The 16,388-nt window shown below is 61.3% G+C and carries 15 protein-coding genes and 1 pseudogene; 12 read left to right on the forward strand and 4 right to left on the reverse strand.

What is annotated here, in order from left to right; all coding sequences use genetic code 11:
• Positions 1 to 9: 9 nt before the first annotated feature.
• The 3 genes and pseudogenes from CFE428DRAFT_RS01560 to CFE428DRAFT_RS01570 all read left to right on the forward strand — a co-directional run.
• Positions 10 to 1,221 (forward strand): class I SAM-dependent methyltransferase, encoded by a 1,212-nt coding sequence (locus tag CFE428DRAFT_RS01560; RefSeq protein ID WP_006977659.1) that lies wholly within the window; start codon positions 10 to 12, stop codon positions 1,219 to 1,221.
• The gene (locus CFE428DRAFT_RS01565; protein ID WP_006977660.1) at positions 1,218 to 2,201 is read left to right on the forward strand and encodes a small ribosomal subunit Rsm22 family protein; all 984 of its coding nucleotides are present in this window, start codon (positions 1,218 to 1,220) and stop codon (positions 2,199 to 2,201) included. The genes CFE428DRAFT_RS01560 and CFE428DRAFT_RS01565 overlap by 4 nt, the downstream gene beginning before the upstream one ends.
• A gap of 217 nt (positions 2,202 to 2,418) precedes the next feature.
• Positions 2,419 to 2,814: pseudogene (locus tag CFE428DRAFT_RS01570) on the forward strand (FKBP-type peptidyl-prolyl cis-trans isomerase); the annotation flags it as partial.
• A gap of 97 nt (positions 2,815 to 2,911) precedes the next feature.
• On the opposite strand, the gene CFE428DRAFT_RS01575 reads toward CFE428DRAFT_RS01570, so the two are convergent.
• On the reverse strand, positions 2,912 to 3,862 hold the full coding sequence (locus CFE428DRAFT_RS01575; protein WP_157447402.1) for a class I SAM-dependent methyltransferase: 951 nt from the start codon (positions 3,860 to 3,862) through the stop codon (positions 2,912 to 2,914).
• Positions 3,863 to 3,945: 83 nt separating this feature from the next.
• On the opposite strand from CFE428DRAFT_RS01575, the gene CFE428DRAFT_RS01580 reads away from it, so the two are divergent.
• Positions 3,946 to 6,645: a tetratricopeptide repeat protein gene (locus CFE428DRAFT_RS01580; protein ID WP_006977663.1), complete on the forward strand. Its 2,700-nt coding sequence runs from the start codon at positions 3,946 to 3,948 to the stop codon at positions 6,643 to 6,645.
• A gap of 1 nt (position 6,646) precedes the next feature.
• Here the strand turns inward: CFE428DRAFT_RS01580 and CFE428DRAFT_RS01585 are convergent, their stop codons facing one another.
• Positions 6,647 to 7,474, reverse strand: coding sequence for an amidohydrolase family protein (locus CFE428DRAFT_RS01585; RefSeq protein WP_042724195.1), 828 nt, complete (start codon positions 7,472 to 7,474; stop codon positions 6,647 to 6,649).
• A gap of 152 nt (positions 7,475 to 7,626) precedes the next feature.
• Here CFE428DRAFT_RS01585 and CFE428DRAFT_RS01590 point away from each other — a divergent pair, with 152 nt between their 5' ends.
• The 7 genes from CFE428DRAFT_RS01590 to CFE428DRAFT_RS32775 all read left to right on the forward strand — a co-directional run bounded on the left by CFE428DRAFT_RS01590 (position 7,627) and on the right by CFE428DRAFT_RS32775 (position 14,338).
• Positions 7,627 to 8,208: a DUF4136 domain-containing protein gene (locus tag CFE428DRAFT_RS01590; RefSeq protein ID WP_006977665.1), complete on the forward strand. Its 582-nt coding sequence runs from the start codon at positions 7,627 to 7,629 to the stop codon at positions 8,206 to 8,208.
• Positions 8,209 to 8,270: 62 nt separating this feature from the next.
• The gene (cobA, locus tag CFE428DRAFT_RS01595; RefSeq protein ID WP_006977666.1) at positions 8,271 to 9,797 is read left to right on the forward strand and encodes a uroporphyrinogen-III C-methyltransferase; all 1,527 of its coding nucleotides are present in this window, start codon (positions 8,271 to 8,273) and stop codon (positions 9,795 to 9,797) included.
• Between the two features lie 311 nt (positions 9,798 to 10,108).
• On the forward strand, positions 10,109 to 10,960 hold the full coding sequence (gene grpE, locus CFE428DRAFT_RS01600) for a nucleotide exchange factor GrpE (protein WP_006977667.1): 852 nt from the start codon (positions 10,109 to 10,111) through the stop codon (positions 10,958 to 10,960).
• Positions 10,961 to 11,029: 69 nt separating this feature from the next.
• Complete coding sequence (locus CFE428DRAFT_RS40255) at positions 11,030 to 11,710, forward strand: Hsp70 family protein (RefSeq protein WP_006977668.1); 681 nt, start codon at positions 11,030 to 11,032, stop codon at positions 11,708 to 11,710.
• The gene (locus tag CFE428DRAFT_RS40260; RefSeq protein WP_006977669.1) at positions 11,700 to 12,614 is read left to right on the forward strand and encodes an Hsp70 family protein; all 915 of its coding nucleotides are present in this window, start codon (positions 11,700 to 11,702) and stop codon (positions 12,612 to 12,614) included. The genes CFE428DRAFT_RS40255 and CFE428DRAFT_RS40260 overlap by 11 nt, the downstream gene beginning before the upstream one ends.
• Positions 12,615 to 12,642: 28 nt before the next feature.
• Positions 12,643 to 12,945: a hypothetical protein gene (locus tag CFE428DRAFT_RS01610; RefSeq protein ID WP_006977670.1), complete on the forward strand. Its 303-nt coding sequence runs from the start codon at positions 12,643 to 12,645 to the stop codon at positions 12,943 to 12,945.
• A gap of 685 nt (positions 12,946 to 13,630) precedes the next feature.
• The gene (locus CFE428DRAFT_RS32775) at positions 13,631 to 14,338 is read left to right on the forward strand and encodes a formylglycine-generating enzyme family protein (protein WP_006977671.1); all 708 of its coding nucleotides are present in this window, start codon (positions 13,631 to 13,633) and stop codon (positions 14,336 to 14,338) included.
• Positions 14,339 to 14,502: 164 nt separating this feature from the next.
• Here the strand turns inward: CFE428DRAFT_RS32775 and rpsU are convergent, their stop codons facing one another.
• Together rpsU and CFE428DRAFT_RS01630 are read right to left on the reverse strand one after the other, a co-directional pair.
• Complete coding sequence (gene rpsU / locus CFE428DRAFT_RS01625; RefSeq protein WP_006977672.1) at positions 14,503 to 14,703, reverse strand: 30S ribosomal protein S21; 201 nt, start codon at positions 14,701 to 14,703, stop codon at positions 14,503 to 14,505.
• Positions 14,704 to 14,974: 271 nt separating this feature from the next.
• A complete protein-coding gene (locus tag CFE428DRAFT_RS01630) occupies positions 14,975 to 15,691 on the reverse strand; it encodes a tetratricopeptide repeat protein (RefSeq protein ID WP_042724197.1) in 717 nt (238 codons plus the stop codon).
• Between the two features lie 230 nt (positions 15,692 to 15,921).
• Between CFE428DRAFT_RS01630 and CFE428DRAFT_RS01635 the strand changes: the two genes are divergently transcribed.
• The gene (locus tag CFE428DRAFT_RS01635) at positions 15,922 to 16,350 is read left to right on the forward strand and encodes a Minf_1886 family protein (protein ID WP_006977674.1); all 429 of its coding nucleotides are present in this window, start codon (positions 15,922 to 15,924) and stop codon (positions 16,348 to 16,350) included.
• Positions 16,351 to 16,388: the final 38 nt, after the last annotated feature.

Raw genomic sequence — 16,388 nt, forward strand, 5'->3', positions numbered from 1 at the left:
ATTGTGCAGATGACCGACGACGCCCGAACCCGCTTTCTGCAGAAAATCGAAGCAGCGTGGCGTGCACAGACATTGGTGAAGCTCACCCTCAGCCAGCCGTTGGGCGCGGAAATCGGTCTGCGCAACGTCTATGGACGCATGGTCGATTTGCGCGAGGGGCGGCGATTGTCATTGGTTTGGCGCTACGCCACTCGCGACGTGACGAAGAATTTGCCGCTCGACGAAGTGCTCGGCCTGCTAGGCAAGTCGCTCGGGAGTGAATGGGCGCGCGCGCATCTTTTCACCACCTCGGGCGACTGGCAGCTTCGCTGCGATGAAGCCGGTCACGGCACGCTCAAGGCCAGCCGGCCGGCTTTCGTCGAAGTGCCCGCGCCGGAACACGATCGCGAAAAAGTCGTGCCGGTGGCGGTGGCCGAGGCGAGTTGGTTGCAGGCCCTCGGGGTGACGAATGCCAATGGCGACGCGCGTCCTGGGATGGCGCCAAAGCTGCGGCAGATCCAACGTTTCGTGGAGTTGTTCGGACATCTGCTCAAGGAGGCGATGCTGCCCGAGCATGCGCCGGTGCGGATCGTGGATATGGGAGCGGGGAAGGGATACCTGACTTTTGCGGTCGCGGAATATTTCCGGTCGCGTGAGGTGAAGGCGGAGATCACCGGCGTGGAAGCGCGCGCGGAGCTGGTCGAGTTGACTAATCGCGCGGCGCGTGAGCATGGCTTTCCCGATTTGAAATTCGTGCAGGGGACAATCGCGGATTTCACCCCGTCCGATCCGCCGGACATCCTCATTGCCCTGCACGCCTGCGACACGGCGACGGATGATGCGCTCGCCCAGGCGGTGCGCGCCGGGGCGGCGTTCGTGCTCGTTGCGCCGTGTTGCCACAAGGAGGTGCGCGGGCAATTGCAGCCGCCGGCGGTGCTGCGCGACGTGTTGCGGCACGGCATTCTCGCGGAGCGCGAAGCCGAGATCGTGACCGATGGATTGCGCGCCTTGCTGCTCGAGATGCATGGCTATCGCGCGACCGTTTTCGAGTTCATCTCGCCGGAGGAGACGAGCAAGAACTTGATGATCGCGGCGCAACGGCGTCAGCAACCGGTGGATGTGGCGCCTCTGCGCACGCAGTGGCGGGCGCTGATGGATTTCTACGGGCTACGTGAGCAGCGGCTGGCGAAGTTGTTGGGGGAGAGCGGTGCAGTGGGAAGCCCGGGAGTGACCGTCGCATGATCAAACACTTTTCGCCCCACGATCTCGGGACGCTCCGCGCCATTCGTGAGCGCTTCCTCGCCGGTACGGCTGGCTCGGCGGACTACTGGCAATCGCCTGAGCATCTCGCGCTGTACGATAGTACCTATGCCGAGCGCATCGGCTGGAAATGGGATGCGGTGCTGGATGAATTGCGTCGGCGTGGATGGCAGTCGCGCTGTACGCGGGTGCTCGATTGGGGTTGTGGCACGGGCATCGCGCATCGGCGGGTCCTGACGACGTGGCCGCAATTCCCAATGCTCGCGTTGCATGATCGCTCGCCGCATGCGCGGATGTTTGCCGCGGAGAAAGCGCGCCGGGAATTTCCCGAGGTCGACGTGACATGGGGTGCGCCGTCGGTGACGTCCGACACGCTTTTGCTCGTCAGTCATGTGATCAATGAACTCCCCGAGGCCGAGTTGGCTCGTCTGCTCGAACTGGCACGCGCAGCGAGAGAGGTGATTTGGGTCGAAGCCGGCACGCATGTGGATAGCCGGCGCTTGATCGAGGTGCGCGAGCGCTTGCGCGATGTCTACACGCCCGTCGCTCCCTGCACGCACACGGCCCGCTGCGGGATGCTCACCGCGGAGAATGCTGCGCATTGGTGCCATCATTTTGCGCGGCCGCCCTCGGCCATTTTCCAGGACGCCCGCTGGGCGGAATTTGCCAAGGAGATCGGGATCGACCTGCGCAGCGTGCCTTATAGCTTCCTCGTGCTGGCGCGGACGCCGGCCATGGAGGCGGGATTCTCGCGCGTCATCGGCGAGCCGCGCGAGGCCAAGGGTCATGCGAAGGTCTTGAGCTGCCAGGCCGAGGGCGTGGCGGAATTTGTCCTGCAGAAACGCGATGCCCCGAACCTTTTCAAAGCCATGCGCAAGGGATCGCTTGGGCCGGTTTACCGATGGGAGATGGAGGGCGGGAAGATCGTCGGCGGTGAACCGGGGACGGTGGTGGATTCTTAATCTTAATCTTAATCCTCTTCGCCGTCGTTCGGAGGAGAGTAAGATTATGATTACGATTAAGATTAAGAAACCGGACCGCCTTTCCCTCTTAGCCGGCCTTGTATTCTCGGGCGGGTCGTCCTAGCGTTTCGGCCTCCAAATGAAACCCTCCATCATCCGCAGCCTCGGCTGCATCGCGCTTGGCGCCGCGTTTACCCTCGCGCCTCTTACCACCATGGCTGATTCCGCACTCGAAAAAGGCAAAGCATTTCTCAAGGAGAACGCGACCAAGGAAGGCGTGAAAACGACTCCCAGCGGACTTGAATACAAAATCGTGAAGGAAGGCACGGGCAAGAGCCCGGCGGCCGCCGACACGGTGCTCGTGCACTATCGCGGCACGTTGCTCGACGGCACGGAATTCGACAGCTCCTACAAGCGCAACGAGCCGATTTCCTTCCCGCTGAATCGCGTGATTCCCGGCTGGACCGAAGGTCTGCAGCTCTTGAAAGAAGGCGGTAAGGCGATCCTCTACATCCCGTCGAATCTCGCCTATGGTGAGCGCGGTACGCCCGGCGGCCCAATCGGCCCGAACGAAACGCTCATCTTCGAAGTCGAGCTACTGAAGGTGCAGTAAGGATTTGTTGAGAGTTGAGGGTTGAGGGTTGAGAGCCGCGCTTTCTGGAAACGCGCCCGCAGTCGAAGCGTGGCTCTCAACTCTCAACTACCGACTCTCAACTCTTCATCCCCAGCCACAGCGTCTGCGCCGCGGCGTCGGGCGGAATGTCCGGCAACGGCGGTTCCGCGTGAAACTCCGCGGCGCGACGCGTGGCCTTGAGGGCAAAGCGCGCGATGCTTTCCAGCGCGCGGCGGTTGAGGCGGGTGCAATTGGTGGAGACGAGGATCCTGGCACATGGGGCGGTAAGTTCGAATGCGGCGAGAAGCAGCGCCTCGAGATCCTGCTCAACCTGGAAGCGCCGCCCCTTGTTGCCGCGGGAAAAGGTCGGCGGATCGAGAATGATGATATCGAACTTCTCGTTCTTGCGCGCGAGTCGCGGCAGCACATCGAGGACGTCATCGGCGAAAAAGCGGTGTTTCGAATCGTCGAGGCCGTTTAGGGCAAAATTCTCGCGTCCGCGGTCGAGGGATTTTTTGGAGAGATCGACGCTCACCGTTTCCGCACCGACGAGAGCGGCGGTGACGGAGAAGGAGCACGTGTAGGCGAAAGTATTGAGCAGCCGTTTCGGTTCTTCGCGATGGACGAGAGCGCGGTTGGCGCGCTGATCGATGAACAATCCCGCCGAATAGCCCGCGCCGAAGTCCAGACCGAAACGCATGCTATTTTCCTCCACGACCGTCGTCAGAGGCAGCGTGGCGTCTCCGTCGAGCAAAACAGGAGAGATTCGTTCCGCATTTTGACGGGGGAGAAACTTTCCGAAAACCCGCTGCGGCGGGTACTTATTATCATTGCACCAAGCAGCCAGACCACTGCGCAATTCCTCCCGCGCAGCGTCGGATTTATAAGAAATCAGCACATCCTCGCCGAAGCGTTCGACCCAGCCATCCGGGCTGGTAAAGAGACGGTGGGCGTTGGTCCCGGCGGCGTTAAAAGCGGCCAAATGGGCACCCGAAAGCCACGCTTTCGAGGAAATACGCAGGTGAGGGCGGGCGGTGGGACGACTCAAAGTAGGTGCGAGAATCCTTTGCGCGATCATTATTTATCAAGTAGATTCGCGGCCAATTTTCCCGAACCCCGAGCCTTTTCTCTATGCGCAAATCTGCTCTCATCATCTTCGCGGCCCTCGCCGTCTCGACCGCTCCCATGCGCGCAGCGTCGAACGCTGACCCAGGTGATTTGTTCGTCAATGCCTACATGGCCGTCCAGCAGGGCGAAAAAGCGGAGCAAAGCGGCAACTTCAAGCTCGCGCTGACGAAGTTGCGCTCCGCCGCCAACGTGCTGGATCAGATCGCCAGCCAGTTCCCGAACTGGCAGCCGCAAATCGTCGACTATCGCAAGACCCGCACCGCGGACTCCATCACGCGCGTGCAGGAAAAGATCGCCCACTTCGGCGGCGGCAAAGCCGAGGCGCTGCCCGCTCCCGAGCCGGCGCCTGCATTGCCGGAGGCGGACAACACCGATCGCCCGCTGAATTTTCAGCCGGACGCGTTTAGCGCGCCTGCGCCGCGGACGGCCCCAGTGAGCGCCGCGCCGCGCACCAGTTCGCACGGCAAGGGCTCCGTGGCGCACAGCAGCGACACCGATCTTTTTGCCGAAGCCGAGGCGCGGATGAAGAAACTGCAGGACGATCTGCAAAAAGCGAAGGACGAAGCGGCGCGGTTGCAGAACGAAAAGTCGCAGATTGCGGTTCAGCTCGATGCCGCCGCGAAAGCCCGCAAGGATTCCGAGGACAAGCAGTCGGTTCTGCAGAAGCGCGCCGACAATGCCGAGCAGGCGCTGATGAAGGCGGTAGCCGATGGCAAGACCGACTCGGAGAGAATCAAGGGCCTGCAGACGGAAGTGACCGCGAGCAAGAAGGCGCTGCGCGACCTGCGCATCGATGCCGAGGCGGACGCGGAATTCCGCAAGCAGCTCGACGACCGCTACAAGAAGGCGCTCGAGAAGATCGCTTCATTGACCGAGCAGCGCAATGCGGCCAACGACGCGGTCAAGGCCACGCCGGGCAAGATCGACGCCATTCAAAAGCAGCTCGACCAGGTCAAGAAAGAGAAGGATGACCTCTCGACGAAATTGCAGAAGGCCGAGACGCAACTCAGCAAGGTGACCAGCGAGCGCGACGACGCGCTGGCGCAGGTAGCCAAGCTGCAGGAAGCGCAGAAGCAGGTGGACAAACTCGTGGCCGACAATGCTTCACTCATGGCCAAGCTCTCCTCGGCGGAGAAGACGATCAATCAATTCAAGCTCGACGGCGCGGCGAAGGACCAGGAGATCGCTTCGTTGAAGAAGGAAGTGGGTTCGGTGAAGGAGCAACTCGCGGCGGCGAAGAAGGAGAGCGCGGATTACCAGCGGCAGATGGCCGATCTGCAGGCCAAGCTCGAAGACTCCGGCAAGCAACTTGCCGAGGCCAAGGCCGAGAACACTGCGAACGCCGCGGAGAAGAAAAAGATGGTGGAGGAAAACACCATCCTGCGCGGCATCGTGCTGCGTCAGCAGAAGGAAGAAGCGGTCCGCGCCAAGACCCGCAAGGTGGTGCTGGGCGAGCTGGCCGATCTCGAGATGCACTCGAAGTCGCTGCTCAAGCAGATTGATTTTCTCAGCCAGCCGGTGGTGAAGCTCACCGAGAAGGAGCGTTCACTTTTCAAGAAGCCGGAATTGCAGATCAGCGAATCGGAAATCGCCATTGGTGGAACGGGATCCGACACGACGTCGGCTCCGGCTCCTGCTTCCGCTCCCGCGCCAGCTACGCCCGACGTAGCGCCGGCCGCTCCGACCGTGCCCGCCCCGCAAGCCGCTCCCGCGGTTCCGCAACAACCAGCGCCTGCCGCTGCTCCGGTGAGCACGCCGATTCCCGCGCCCGCGCCTGTCCCGCAGGCGGCCAAGGCCACGGCGACGCCTTCAAAGTCGAGGAATAGCGACACGCCGAAGGTAGCCGACAACTCGAAGAAGGCCGACAAGAGCCGGACGATGGAGCAGCCCGCGCTGCCCGCCCAGGATTCTCCCGCGCTCTCCCTGCAGCAGGGCCAGCAGCCGACGCAACTCGCGATGTCGAAGCCGTTCAGCAGCCTGCCAAATACTTTGGAAAAGGCCCCGGCTCCCGCTCCCGCTCCGGCCCCGTCCGCCGTGCCCACGCCGGTGACTCCCGAGCCGCCGCCCGCAGGTTCGTCCGGCGACAGCACGCTCGCCACGGCGACGGCGGATGGCGGAGCCAAACCGGCTGCCGCCGGGCCGAACGTTCCGGCGGAACTGTTGCCGCTGGCGCGCCAGGGCAAGGAGGAATTCGAGCGTGGCAACTATCTCGATGCCGAGAAGACCTATCGCAAGATCCTGGCGAAGGCCCCGAACAACCTCTACACGCTGTCCAATCTCGGCGTGGTGCTTTTCCGCGCGAACAAGTTCAAGCTCGCGGAGGAATCCTTCAAGAAGGCGATCGCGATCGCGCCCGAGGATGGCTTCTCGCACTGCACGCTGGGGATCGTTTTTTACAGCGAGGGCAAGTATGATGAGGCGGTCAACGAATTGACCAAGGCTCTCGCCGTCGATCCGAAGAACGCCACCGCGCACAATTACCTCGGCATCACCGCCAGCCAGAAGGGCTGGCAGGAGGCCGCGCAGAAGGAGCTCGAGACCGCCACCGCGCTTGACCCGAACTACGCCGACGCCAACTTCAACCTCGCCGTGGTCTTCGCCACGCAGACGCCGCCGAACAAGGAAAGCGCCCGCAAGTACTATCAGCGTGCGACCGAGCTCGGCGCCGAGCGCGACAGCGCGCTGGAGCAGTTGATCAAGTAAGTTACTTCGCGTGGTAGAACTTCGTCGCGTTGCCGCCGAAGAATTGCTCCCGTGCGGTGGCGCCCATCTGGCGCGTGTAATCGTCGACCAGCGTGTGCACCTGGGCATAGCTCGCGGCGCGCAGGCACACTGGCCAGTCGGAGCCGTACATCACGCGGTCTTCGCCGAAGGCTTCGAAGACGACATCGAGGAATGGCTTGAAGTCAGCCGGTTTCCACGCGGCGAGATCGGCCTCGGTAACCATGCCGCTCACTTTGCAAAGGACGTTCGGCGCCTTGGCCAGCTCGCGAATCTGCTCCCGCCACGGGGAGAGCGTGCCGTCCATGATCGGTGGCTTGGCGATGTGATCGAGCACGAACGGCTGCTCGGGGAAACGCTTCGCCAGCGTAATGGCGGCGGGCAATTGCCGCGGGTAAACGAGGATGTCGTAGGTGAGCTTGAAGGCGCGCAGTTTGCCGATGCCGCGCTGGAACTCTTCGCCGAGCATGAAGTTCACATCGGGCTCATCCTGCACCACATGGCGCACGCCGCAGAATTTGGGATGCGGCGCGAGCGCGGCGAGATCGCGTTCCACATCCGGTGAGCGCAGGTCCACCCAGCCGACCACCCCCTTGATGATGGAGTGATGCTCGGCCAGCTCCAGCAGCCAGTGGCTTTCATCGATCGTCTGCCGGGCCTGCACGGCGATGCATCCCTCGAGGCCCGCCGCGGAGAGGAGTGGCGCGAGATCCGGCGGCAGCCAGTCGCGCTGCAGCGGTGAGCCGGGAGCGATCCACGGGTATTGCCTGGCGTCGTAGCTCCAGAAATGTTGGTGCGAGTCGAGTTTCATGGGGACGGGGAGAGGGAGGGAAAGGCAGAACATCCAACATCCAACGCTCAACATCCAACATCCATTTTTTGCGGCCACCGGTCTGCGCACGCCAAGCGGGAAACCGGAAGCAGGCTTGCGCGCACTGACTGTCGGGAATTAACTTCTTACGTATGAACACGTTTCAGAGACTGCTGTTGATTGGGCCGGTCGTCCTGTTGGCGGCTTGTGCCACGATTGCGACGAATACCACGACCAAGCGGGACTACGATCGCAACGCCGATTTTACGAGATACAAAACCTACGCTTGGGTGGCGGCGAAGACCCAAGCCACCTCTCCGGCGGTGGATCAGGCGATTCGTGCGGCCGTCGACAAAGGTCTGGCCGCGCACGGTTTCAAAAAAGCAGACGGAACGACGCCGGGCTTCTATGTCACTTACCATGTGACCGGAGAGAGGCCGGATGCGCATCACTACACCGATTGGAGTTTGAACGTGGCGACCGCGGCGGGCGCCGGCTACTATCAGGGCTGGCCGAATAATCCGGAGACCTATCGGATCCTGGATCAGGCCCATCCGGGAACGCTCATCCTCGATATGATCGAAAGCGGACGAAATGCGCTCGTCTGGCGCGGGGTGATCACCTCGGCCCTCGACGAAAAGGCGAAGGATGATGCCAACAAGGCGACCGTCGCGGCGAACCTCCTGATCGGCATGTTCCCGCCGCCGCCGGCCCCGGTGGCGAAGACGCAATAGAGCGGTCGCTAAAAAGTCCGCTTGGCGGAAGGGCGAGGGCGCTTTACGTTGCCCGCCCTTTTATGAAATCTGCCGCATCCCGTGCTGAAGGAATCTGTTATCTCGCTGGTGCGGGACCGGGCGATCTTGGACTCGTCACGCTGAAGGTGAAGGAAGTCGTTCAGGAGGCGGAAGTCATCGTTTACGATTACCTCTGCAATCCGGAGATTCTTTCGTGGGCGCCGGCGGGCGTGGAAATCATCTATGCCGGTAAAAAGGCCGGGGCGCACACGTTGAAGCAGGAGGAGATCGATGCGCTGCTGGTCGAGAAGACCAAGGCGGGCAAACGCGTGGTGCGATTGAAGGGCGGCGATCCGTTTTTGTTTGGACGCGGAGGTGAAGAAGCGGAAGCGCTCGCTGCGGCGGGTCTGCGCTTTGAAATCATTCCCGGGGTCACCTCGGCTATTTCCGCCCCGGCGTATGCGGGCATCCCGGTGACCCATCGCGATCACGCCGCGCAACTCACCATTTTCACCGGACACGAAGACCCGGCCAAGACCGAAAGCTCGCTGGATTTCAAGCAACTGGCGTCGACGCCGGGCACGAAAGTCATGCTCATGGGCGTGGAGCGGATCGGCGTCATCACCGCGCGCTTGATCGAAAATGGCGCGGCGCCGGAAACTCCGGTCGCGCTGGTGCGCTGGGGGACCACCGGTCGCCAGCAAACTCTGCGTGGCACATTGGCGGACATCGCCGGCAAGGTGGAAGTCACCGGCTTCAAGGCGCCGGCGGTGTGTGTCATTGGCACCGTCGTCAACCTGCGCGACACGCTGAACTGGTTTGAGACCCGCCCGCTGTGGGGCAAGCGCATCGTCGTCACCCGCACGCGCAAGCAGGCCGGCGGTCTGAGCAGCACGCTGCGCCGCCTCGGCGCCGATGTCTTCGAACTGCCGACCATTCGCATCGAGCCGCCGAAGGAACTCCTCGAGTTCGGCCAGCTGGTGCAGGACGCGCACTCTTACGACTGGATTGTTTTCACCAGCCCGAATGGCGTGGATGCGTTCTTCGAGATGTTTTACAAGATCTTCAACGACGCCCGCGAGATCGGCGGGGTGCGCATCGCGGCCATCGGACCGGCCACGACCGCGCGCGTGCGTGATTTCCGTCTTCACGTCGACCTGCAACCGGAGGAATTCGTCGCGGAAGGCGTCGTGCGCGCTTTCCAAAAAGACGGCTCGGTCGAGAACCAGAGAATCCTCCTCGCACGGGCGGAGCAATCGCGCGACGTCCTGCCGAAGGAATTGACCAAGCTCGGCGCGATCGTCGACGTCGCGATCGCCTACCGGACCGTGCCGGAGACCGAAGACGTGAGTGGCGCGCTGGCGCGTTTCCGGGAAGAAGGTGCGGACCTCATCACCTTCACCAGCTCTTCGACCGTCGAGAATTTCCTCGCCCTCAAGCTTCCGTGGCCGACTGGTCTGAAGGCTGCGTCGATCGGTCCGATCACCTCGAAAACGATGCGAGACAACGGCTTGAAGGTCGATGTGGAAGCCAGCCAGTACGATATCCCCGGTTTGGTAAAAGCCATCCGCGGATTCTACGGGGCTTAGATCGCGCAGCGGTTGGATCGAGCGGATTCATGGGAATGGCTCGTGGCTGCCTGGTGGAAACATGTCGGGGCGAATCCGAGGTTTCCGCCGATTCCAACGATTGCAGGACAGGCTGGTGCGGCGTCCGAGCTAATGCGTCAAAAACGAGAATTCGGCGGTGGATTCCAGAAGCCATCCTGTCTCGTCGGCCCTCTTTATAGGGTACGTATTCCTCACTAGAAACGTAAAATCTGCATCTTCTCACCCACCGAGGGGCGTTTATTCTCAAAATTACAGGGGTTGGCCCGAATTTGGCTAGGTCATTCCTGCGTATGCCTCAACAAGAACAAAACCTGGACGCCGATTTCGACACCCAGCTGCGTGGGTTATTCCAAGAGGCAACTCAGAATATCGAGGAACGGGAGACCGCTGCCCGCAAGGGAGAAGAAAACAAGGAGCAGGAGATCACCCGCCGGGTGGAGGAGCGGATGGCCAAATCCTACGTCACCGTGCCGGACATGTTGCGCCCGCTCATGCAGGGGCTTCTGGCCGTGACCCGGGCGACCGGCGAGAATACGACGATTTTGCAGAAGCTGGACAAGACCACCGATGCGTCCGCCACGGCGCAGGGGGGCCTGCCGACGCTCGTCCGCGAACTGCAGGCGATGGTCGACCAGAAGAGCGGCTTGAATCAGCGGATGTTCGACGCCTTGCACCAGGAGTTGAAGGGCTACAAGGACGGCTTCCTGCTGGAGTCCGTTCACAAGCCGATCATTCGTGACCTGATCACGCTGTATGATGACCTGCGCCTGACCCATCGCCAGCTGCAGGAGGCGGCTGGGGATTCGGCCAAACTTTCCTCGGAGATGGGAGACAAGCTGTTCGAGCGGCTCAAGACGATGGACACGAATGTGGAGCACAACTGCGAATTCATCGTGGAAGTGCTCGCCCGCCTGGAAGTGACGATGCTCCCTGTGGGCAGCGGCAAGCTCGACAAGCAAACCCAGCGCGCGGTGGCGGTGGAGATGGCGGAAGATCCCGACAACGACGGCGACATCGTGCGCGTGGTGAAGCGCGGGTTCTTTTGGAAGGATCGCGTCCTCCGCGCGGAGGAAGTGGTCATCAAGAAATGGAAAGAAGGTTTTCTTGTGGCCCTCGCCACCCCTTTACCTCAGCAAAAATAGGTGCTTTTCCACTAAAGGCACGTATCCTGCGGCAAAACCCTACCGGACACCGACTTTGACCCCGCAAAAATGAGCGTCCCCGATAAAGCTACCTCCTCCCGCAAAGCAGTGGGCATCGACCTCGGCACGACCTTTTGTGCCATCGCCCACATCGATGCGTACGGGAAGCCCCAGATTATCCCCAATTCCGAAAGCGAGCGCATCACACCCTCGGTGATTCTCTTCGATGGCACCAATGCCATCGTCGGTACGCTGGCCAAGCAAAATGCCGTGGCCGAGCCGGAGAAGATCGTGGATTTCGTGAAGCGCGAGATGGGCAAGAGCAAGGCGCAGTTTCATCGCGAGTTCAACGGGAAGATTTATTCCGCCGAGGAGCTTTCGGCGCTGATCATCAAGAAGCTGAAGAACGACGCGGAGAGGTATCTCGGCGAACCAGTCACCGACGCGGTGATCACAGTCCCGGCTTACTTCAATGATGCGGAACGCACGGCCACCCTGCACGCGGGCCAGCTGGCCGGCTTGAATGTCCTTCAGGTCATCAATGAACCGACGGCGGCCGCGCTGGCCTACGGTCTCGACAAGCTCGATTCCGACCAGACGGTTTTCGTCTTCGACCTTGGCGGCGGCACCTTCGACGTCACGATCATGAAGATCGAGAACCACCACATTCGCATGATGGCCAAGCAATGGCGACCATCGGCTGGGGGGCAAGGACTGGGACGACATTATCGTCAACTGGGTGGCCGATGAATTCGACAAGATCCATGGGGAGAATCCGCTGCTCGATCTGCAGAGCTACCAGGATCTCTACAATCGCGCGCTCACCGCGAAGATCCAGCTTTCCAGCCGCACGCGCACCACGATCGTCCACAGCTACAACGGCAAGAGCGTGAAGCTCGACCTCACGCGTGACGAGTACGAGAACCGCTGCCGTCACCTGCTGGAGAAGTGCAAGACCATCTGCGAAATCGTCATGCAGGAAGCCGGTCTGCAGTGGAGCCAGATCGACCGCATTCTGCTCACGGGTGGTATGACGCGCATGCCTTCGGTGCGCGACATGATCAAGGCGATCTCCAATGTGCCCGTGGCCGACGACGTGAGCCCCGACGAAGCGGTGGCGATCGGTGCGGCCGTGCAGGGCGTGCTCTCGCTGCTCAGCGAAGAGGACAAGCTCGGCGAGCGCGTGTTGCCGCAGGAAGTGCGCGACCAGTTTTCCAGCGAGGATGGCTCGCTCATCAAAGTCACGAACATCACCACTCACACCCTCGGCGTCGTGCTGTGGGACGATGGCAAGGTCGAGGAATACGTCTTCCCGATGATCCGGAAGATGACGCCCGTCCCGGTGGAGACGAAGAATTCCTTCGGCACCGCCAAGGCGAACATGAAGAACGCGATCGTGCGGGTGGTGGAAGGCGAGAGCACGGTGCCCGGCGAATGTACGCCACTCGGCATCTGCGACATCGAGTTGCCGCCCTTCCTGCCCAAAGGCTCGCCGGTGGAGCTCACCTATAGCTACAACGAGAACCAGGTGCTCGAGGTCATTGTCGACGCCTATGGGCGCCAGAACCGCGTGCAGATCGCGCGCAACACCGGTCTCTCGGACAGCGAGATCGAAACCGCCACCGCAGATTTGCTCCAGATCAAGGTTGTCTGAGCCGATGATTTAATTTCATTCTCGGCTTGTGGCGTTACCGAACCCGATTCCCGACAATCCGCTGCGCTGGGACGGTTGGAAGAACTACAATTCTGACGACCTGTATGCGCGGTTGTGCCTCTCCTACGAGTCCAATCCGAGCCCGGATCAGATCGAGGAAAACTGCCGTCAGCTCCTCGTCTGGTGGCAGAAAAAGCTGCCGCTGAAAAACCAGCCGAGCAACCCGCTCTCGCAGATGTTGCGTGGCGGACTCGATGAAGCGCCGGCTTTTCTCGCGGAAGCGCGCACCAAGCTGCTCGATGCGGAATTGCGGTCGGTTTTCGACCAGTAATTGCATTCGCAGATCGTCCAGGAGGCGATGGGCGAGTTTAGGAAGCTGCTCGCGTTTGCTCTGCATGAAAACAAGCTGCGCGAGGAAGACGAGAATCGTCTCTACGAGCGCGGGCGCGGCCTCGGCCTGACGAAGGATGATATGATGGCGGCGATCAACGCCGAACTCGAGCGGGTCGGAGGTGAGCGCGTCGCCCTGGCCATCATGGTGGCTCCCGTCGCGGCGCCGACACGAGCCGCCGGTGTTCCCATGGCCATGCCGGCCGGGCTGGAGGGCCAGGATCCTTTTTCCGAGTTTCGCCGCATGCTGCGCCTCTCGCGGCTCTGCCTCGATGGCGAGGAGATGACCGACGACCAGCGCGACGCCATGTGCAACATGGGCGAGAGCCTCGGACTCACCGGCGGACAGGCGGAAGATTTGATCGACGAATATCTCGAAGAGATGAGCGGAATGCCGGTGACCCCCGTGGCGCCGACTCCGGCTCGGGCTCCTGCCGCCGCGGCGCCGATTCCGCCGGCGAAAGCGGCCTCGGGAAAATATGCGGCCGTCCCGCCGCCGAAGAAGTCCGATCCGCCGACGCCCGCGGCGAAGCCACCGGTGGCCAAGGAGGTCAATACCTCTCCGCTGGCCCGCGCCCCAGGAGCGGCAGAAGTATCCGAATTTCACCAACCACGCCGGCGTCGAGATGTTGCTCGTGACGTCGGGCGTGTTGCTCATGGGCAGCACCGCGCGCGATGCCTCGCCGCACGAGCAGCCGATAACGCAGGTGACGCTCAGTTGCTTTTTCCTCTCCCGCTTTCCGATCACGAACGCGCAGTACGAGAAGTTCGACCCCGCGCACAAGATGAAGCGGGCGCTCAACGCGGGCGACAATCATCCGGTCGTCTACGTGAACAGCCGGGAGGCGGAGAAATTCTGCCAATGGCTGTCGACCAAGGAGGGCCGGAAGTATCGCCTGCCTACGGAGCCGGAGTGGGAATACGCGGCGCGCGGCATGGATGGGCGCACCTTCCCGTGGGGAGAGCGGCTCGACGCCGGCAACCTCGCCAACTTCGCCGACAAGCAAACCAGTTTTGCCTGGCGCGATCCGAACATCGACGATGGCTTCCCCGAGTCGGCACCGGTGGGTAGTTTCCCGCGGGGCGCCAGCCCGTTTGGCATCGAGGACATGGCGGGCAACGTCTTCGAGTGGTGCCTCGACTATTTTGAAGTTTACCGAGGCAAGGATCGCGTGAACCCGCGCGGTCCGAGCAATGGAACGAAGCGCATCTATCGCGGCGGGAGTTGGAAATCGCGGGCGACCAACCTGCGCACCACCGCTCGCAATCACAACCTGCCGGACTACTCGTCAAATGATGTTGGCTTCCGCGTGTTGTGCGAGTGCACGGAGTAGGTTTCTGGAGTGTCCATTTCCGAACTCTCCTCTCCGATCCAAGAGGACAGATGGGAAGCATAGAGGAACTCCTCACACTGCAGCAAAAGCAAAACAGCCAGCCCTCGTGAGGCTGGCTGTTTCGAAAACTGAAATGAAAGCTGCGCTCTCGCAGCGGACCCAACTTAGTTGGCCGTGTGGAAACGGAACTTCGCCTTCGCGCGCTTGGCGTTGGCCTTCGCCTTGCGGCGGGATTTCTGCGTCGGCGTTTCAAAGGCGCGGAGGCGACGGACTTCGTCCATGATTCCCTCGGCGTCGAGTTTGCTCTTGAGGCGTTTGAGAGCGCGGTCGATAGGCTCTCCTTTGCGAACGATGACTTCAGGCATTGTAGGTTTCCCTTGGGCTAGTGGTTAGTAAAATTTGGTAAGCGGGCTGCCAGACTAGGAGGGGAAGGCTCCGTCGTCAATGGTGGTTTCCGGGATTTTTCGGATGCCGGGCCGCTCTCTCTGAAAACGGCAATCTTTGCCCATTTGTTCCGATATCCGCCGCAAAAATGCAGGGAAATATCTCTTTTAAAGAGGTCGACTGGGTCGAAATGACGCAGAGAAGGAGGCATTTACTCTGGATGCGGACGTTCCTGCGAGATTTATAAATTAATTATTCTGCCTCGATCCGCTCGCTCAGCCGCCCTTTCATCCGGGCAAATTTCGGATCCTGCACTTGAGCCAGCGCCGCTCGCGCCTCCGGTTTGTTCCCCAGCTTCATGTGCACCCGCGCGATATTCACCAGCGCGAAATCCTTCTGCGTCGAGATCTCGCAAAGATGCTGCCACGCCTTCAACGCCGCCTGCCAATCCGGCTGCGGTAGCGAATAGAATGTCTCCGCAAACGCCCGCGCATATTCCGCGTTCAATGGTTGCAGACGCACCGCTTCGGCGAAGTGCTGGAGCGCTTCGGCAATGCGGGAATCGGAATCCGGGTGCGCTGCATCGTGCAGATCGTGACGGAAGAGGAACACGACATTCGCGTAGCTGAAATGGTAGTCCGCTTTGTCCGGCGCGCTGTGAATCGCCCGCGCATAATACTCCGCCGCCTGCTTCACCTCACCGACGGCGACGGCATTGCCACCGAGATGATCGAGCACCACGCCGTTGTTCGGATCGATCTTCTCCGCTTCCTGCCACGTCTTCACCGCGCGATTGTGATCGCCTGTCTCCCACAGAAATTCCGCGTGCCCATTCCAGATCGCCGCATCGCGCGGATACTTTGCGTCGAGATCCGCGAAGATGTGCTCCATCTTTTTCATTTCCTCCGGGCCCGCCTGCCGGGCGATCAGCGTTGCCGCCATCAGTTGCGCGGCGTGCAAATCACCCAAGGGCGTCGCGGGTGGGGGAGGGGACGGCGGAACTGCGTGCAAATGCGCAGTTTCCAATAGAAAAAAACCAGCCAGCACCAGCAGTTGACGCCTATGGGCAACATGCTTACTTTCGGCCCGCAGTTTGGAAGTGTGAATTCTTTTCACCGACTGAATGCAGTGTAAGCGCGGGTTTACCCGGCGCCAGCACGCATTTGGCTGTAAAGCTTCCGGACGGCTCAACCCCATCTATGCAGAAACTCGACTTCGGAGAAAAACTCGACCTGATCGTGGAGCAGGACTCGCGATACGATCGTGAGGCTTATCACTTCCTCCGCGACGCTTTGGACTTCACAGTCAAGCAACGGAAGAAAGCCAAGGAGAGCGGCGACCACGTCACCGGTCAGCAATTGCTCGAAGGCATCCGTCTCTACGCCCTGAAGGAATTCGGCCCCATGGTGCCGACCGTTCTCAGTTATTGGGGCGTGCGCCGCTGCGAAGATTTCGGCGAGATGGTCTACAATTTCATTCGCGAAGGCATTTTCGGGAAGACCGATACCGATTCCATCGAGCATTTCCGGGACGGTTACGACTTCCACGAGGCCTTTGTCCTCCCGTTCCTGCCGGAAAAGACGCCCGCGCGCCGTCCGAGTAGCGAAATTGCGGAAGAACTGCATTGATCGCAGCCGATTAAGGGCGGACGGTGGGTTCTTCTACT

The organism is Chthoniobacter flavus Ellin428 (assembly GCF_000173075.1).
GTDB lineage: Bacteria > Verrucomicrobiota > Verrucomicrobiia > Chthoniobacterales > Chthoniobacteraceae > Chthoniobacter > Chthoniobacter flavus.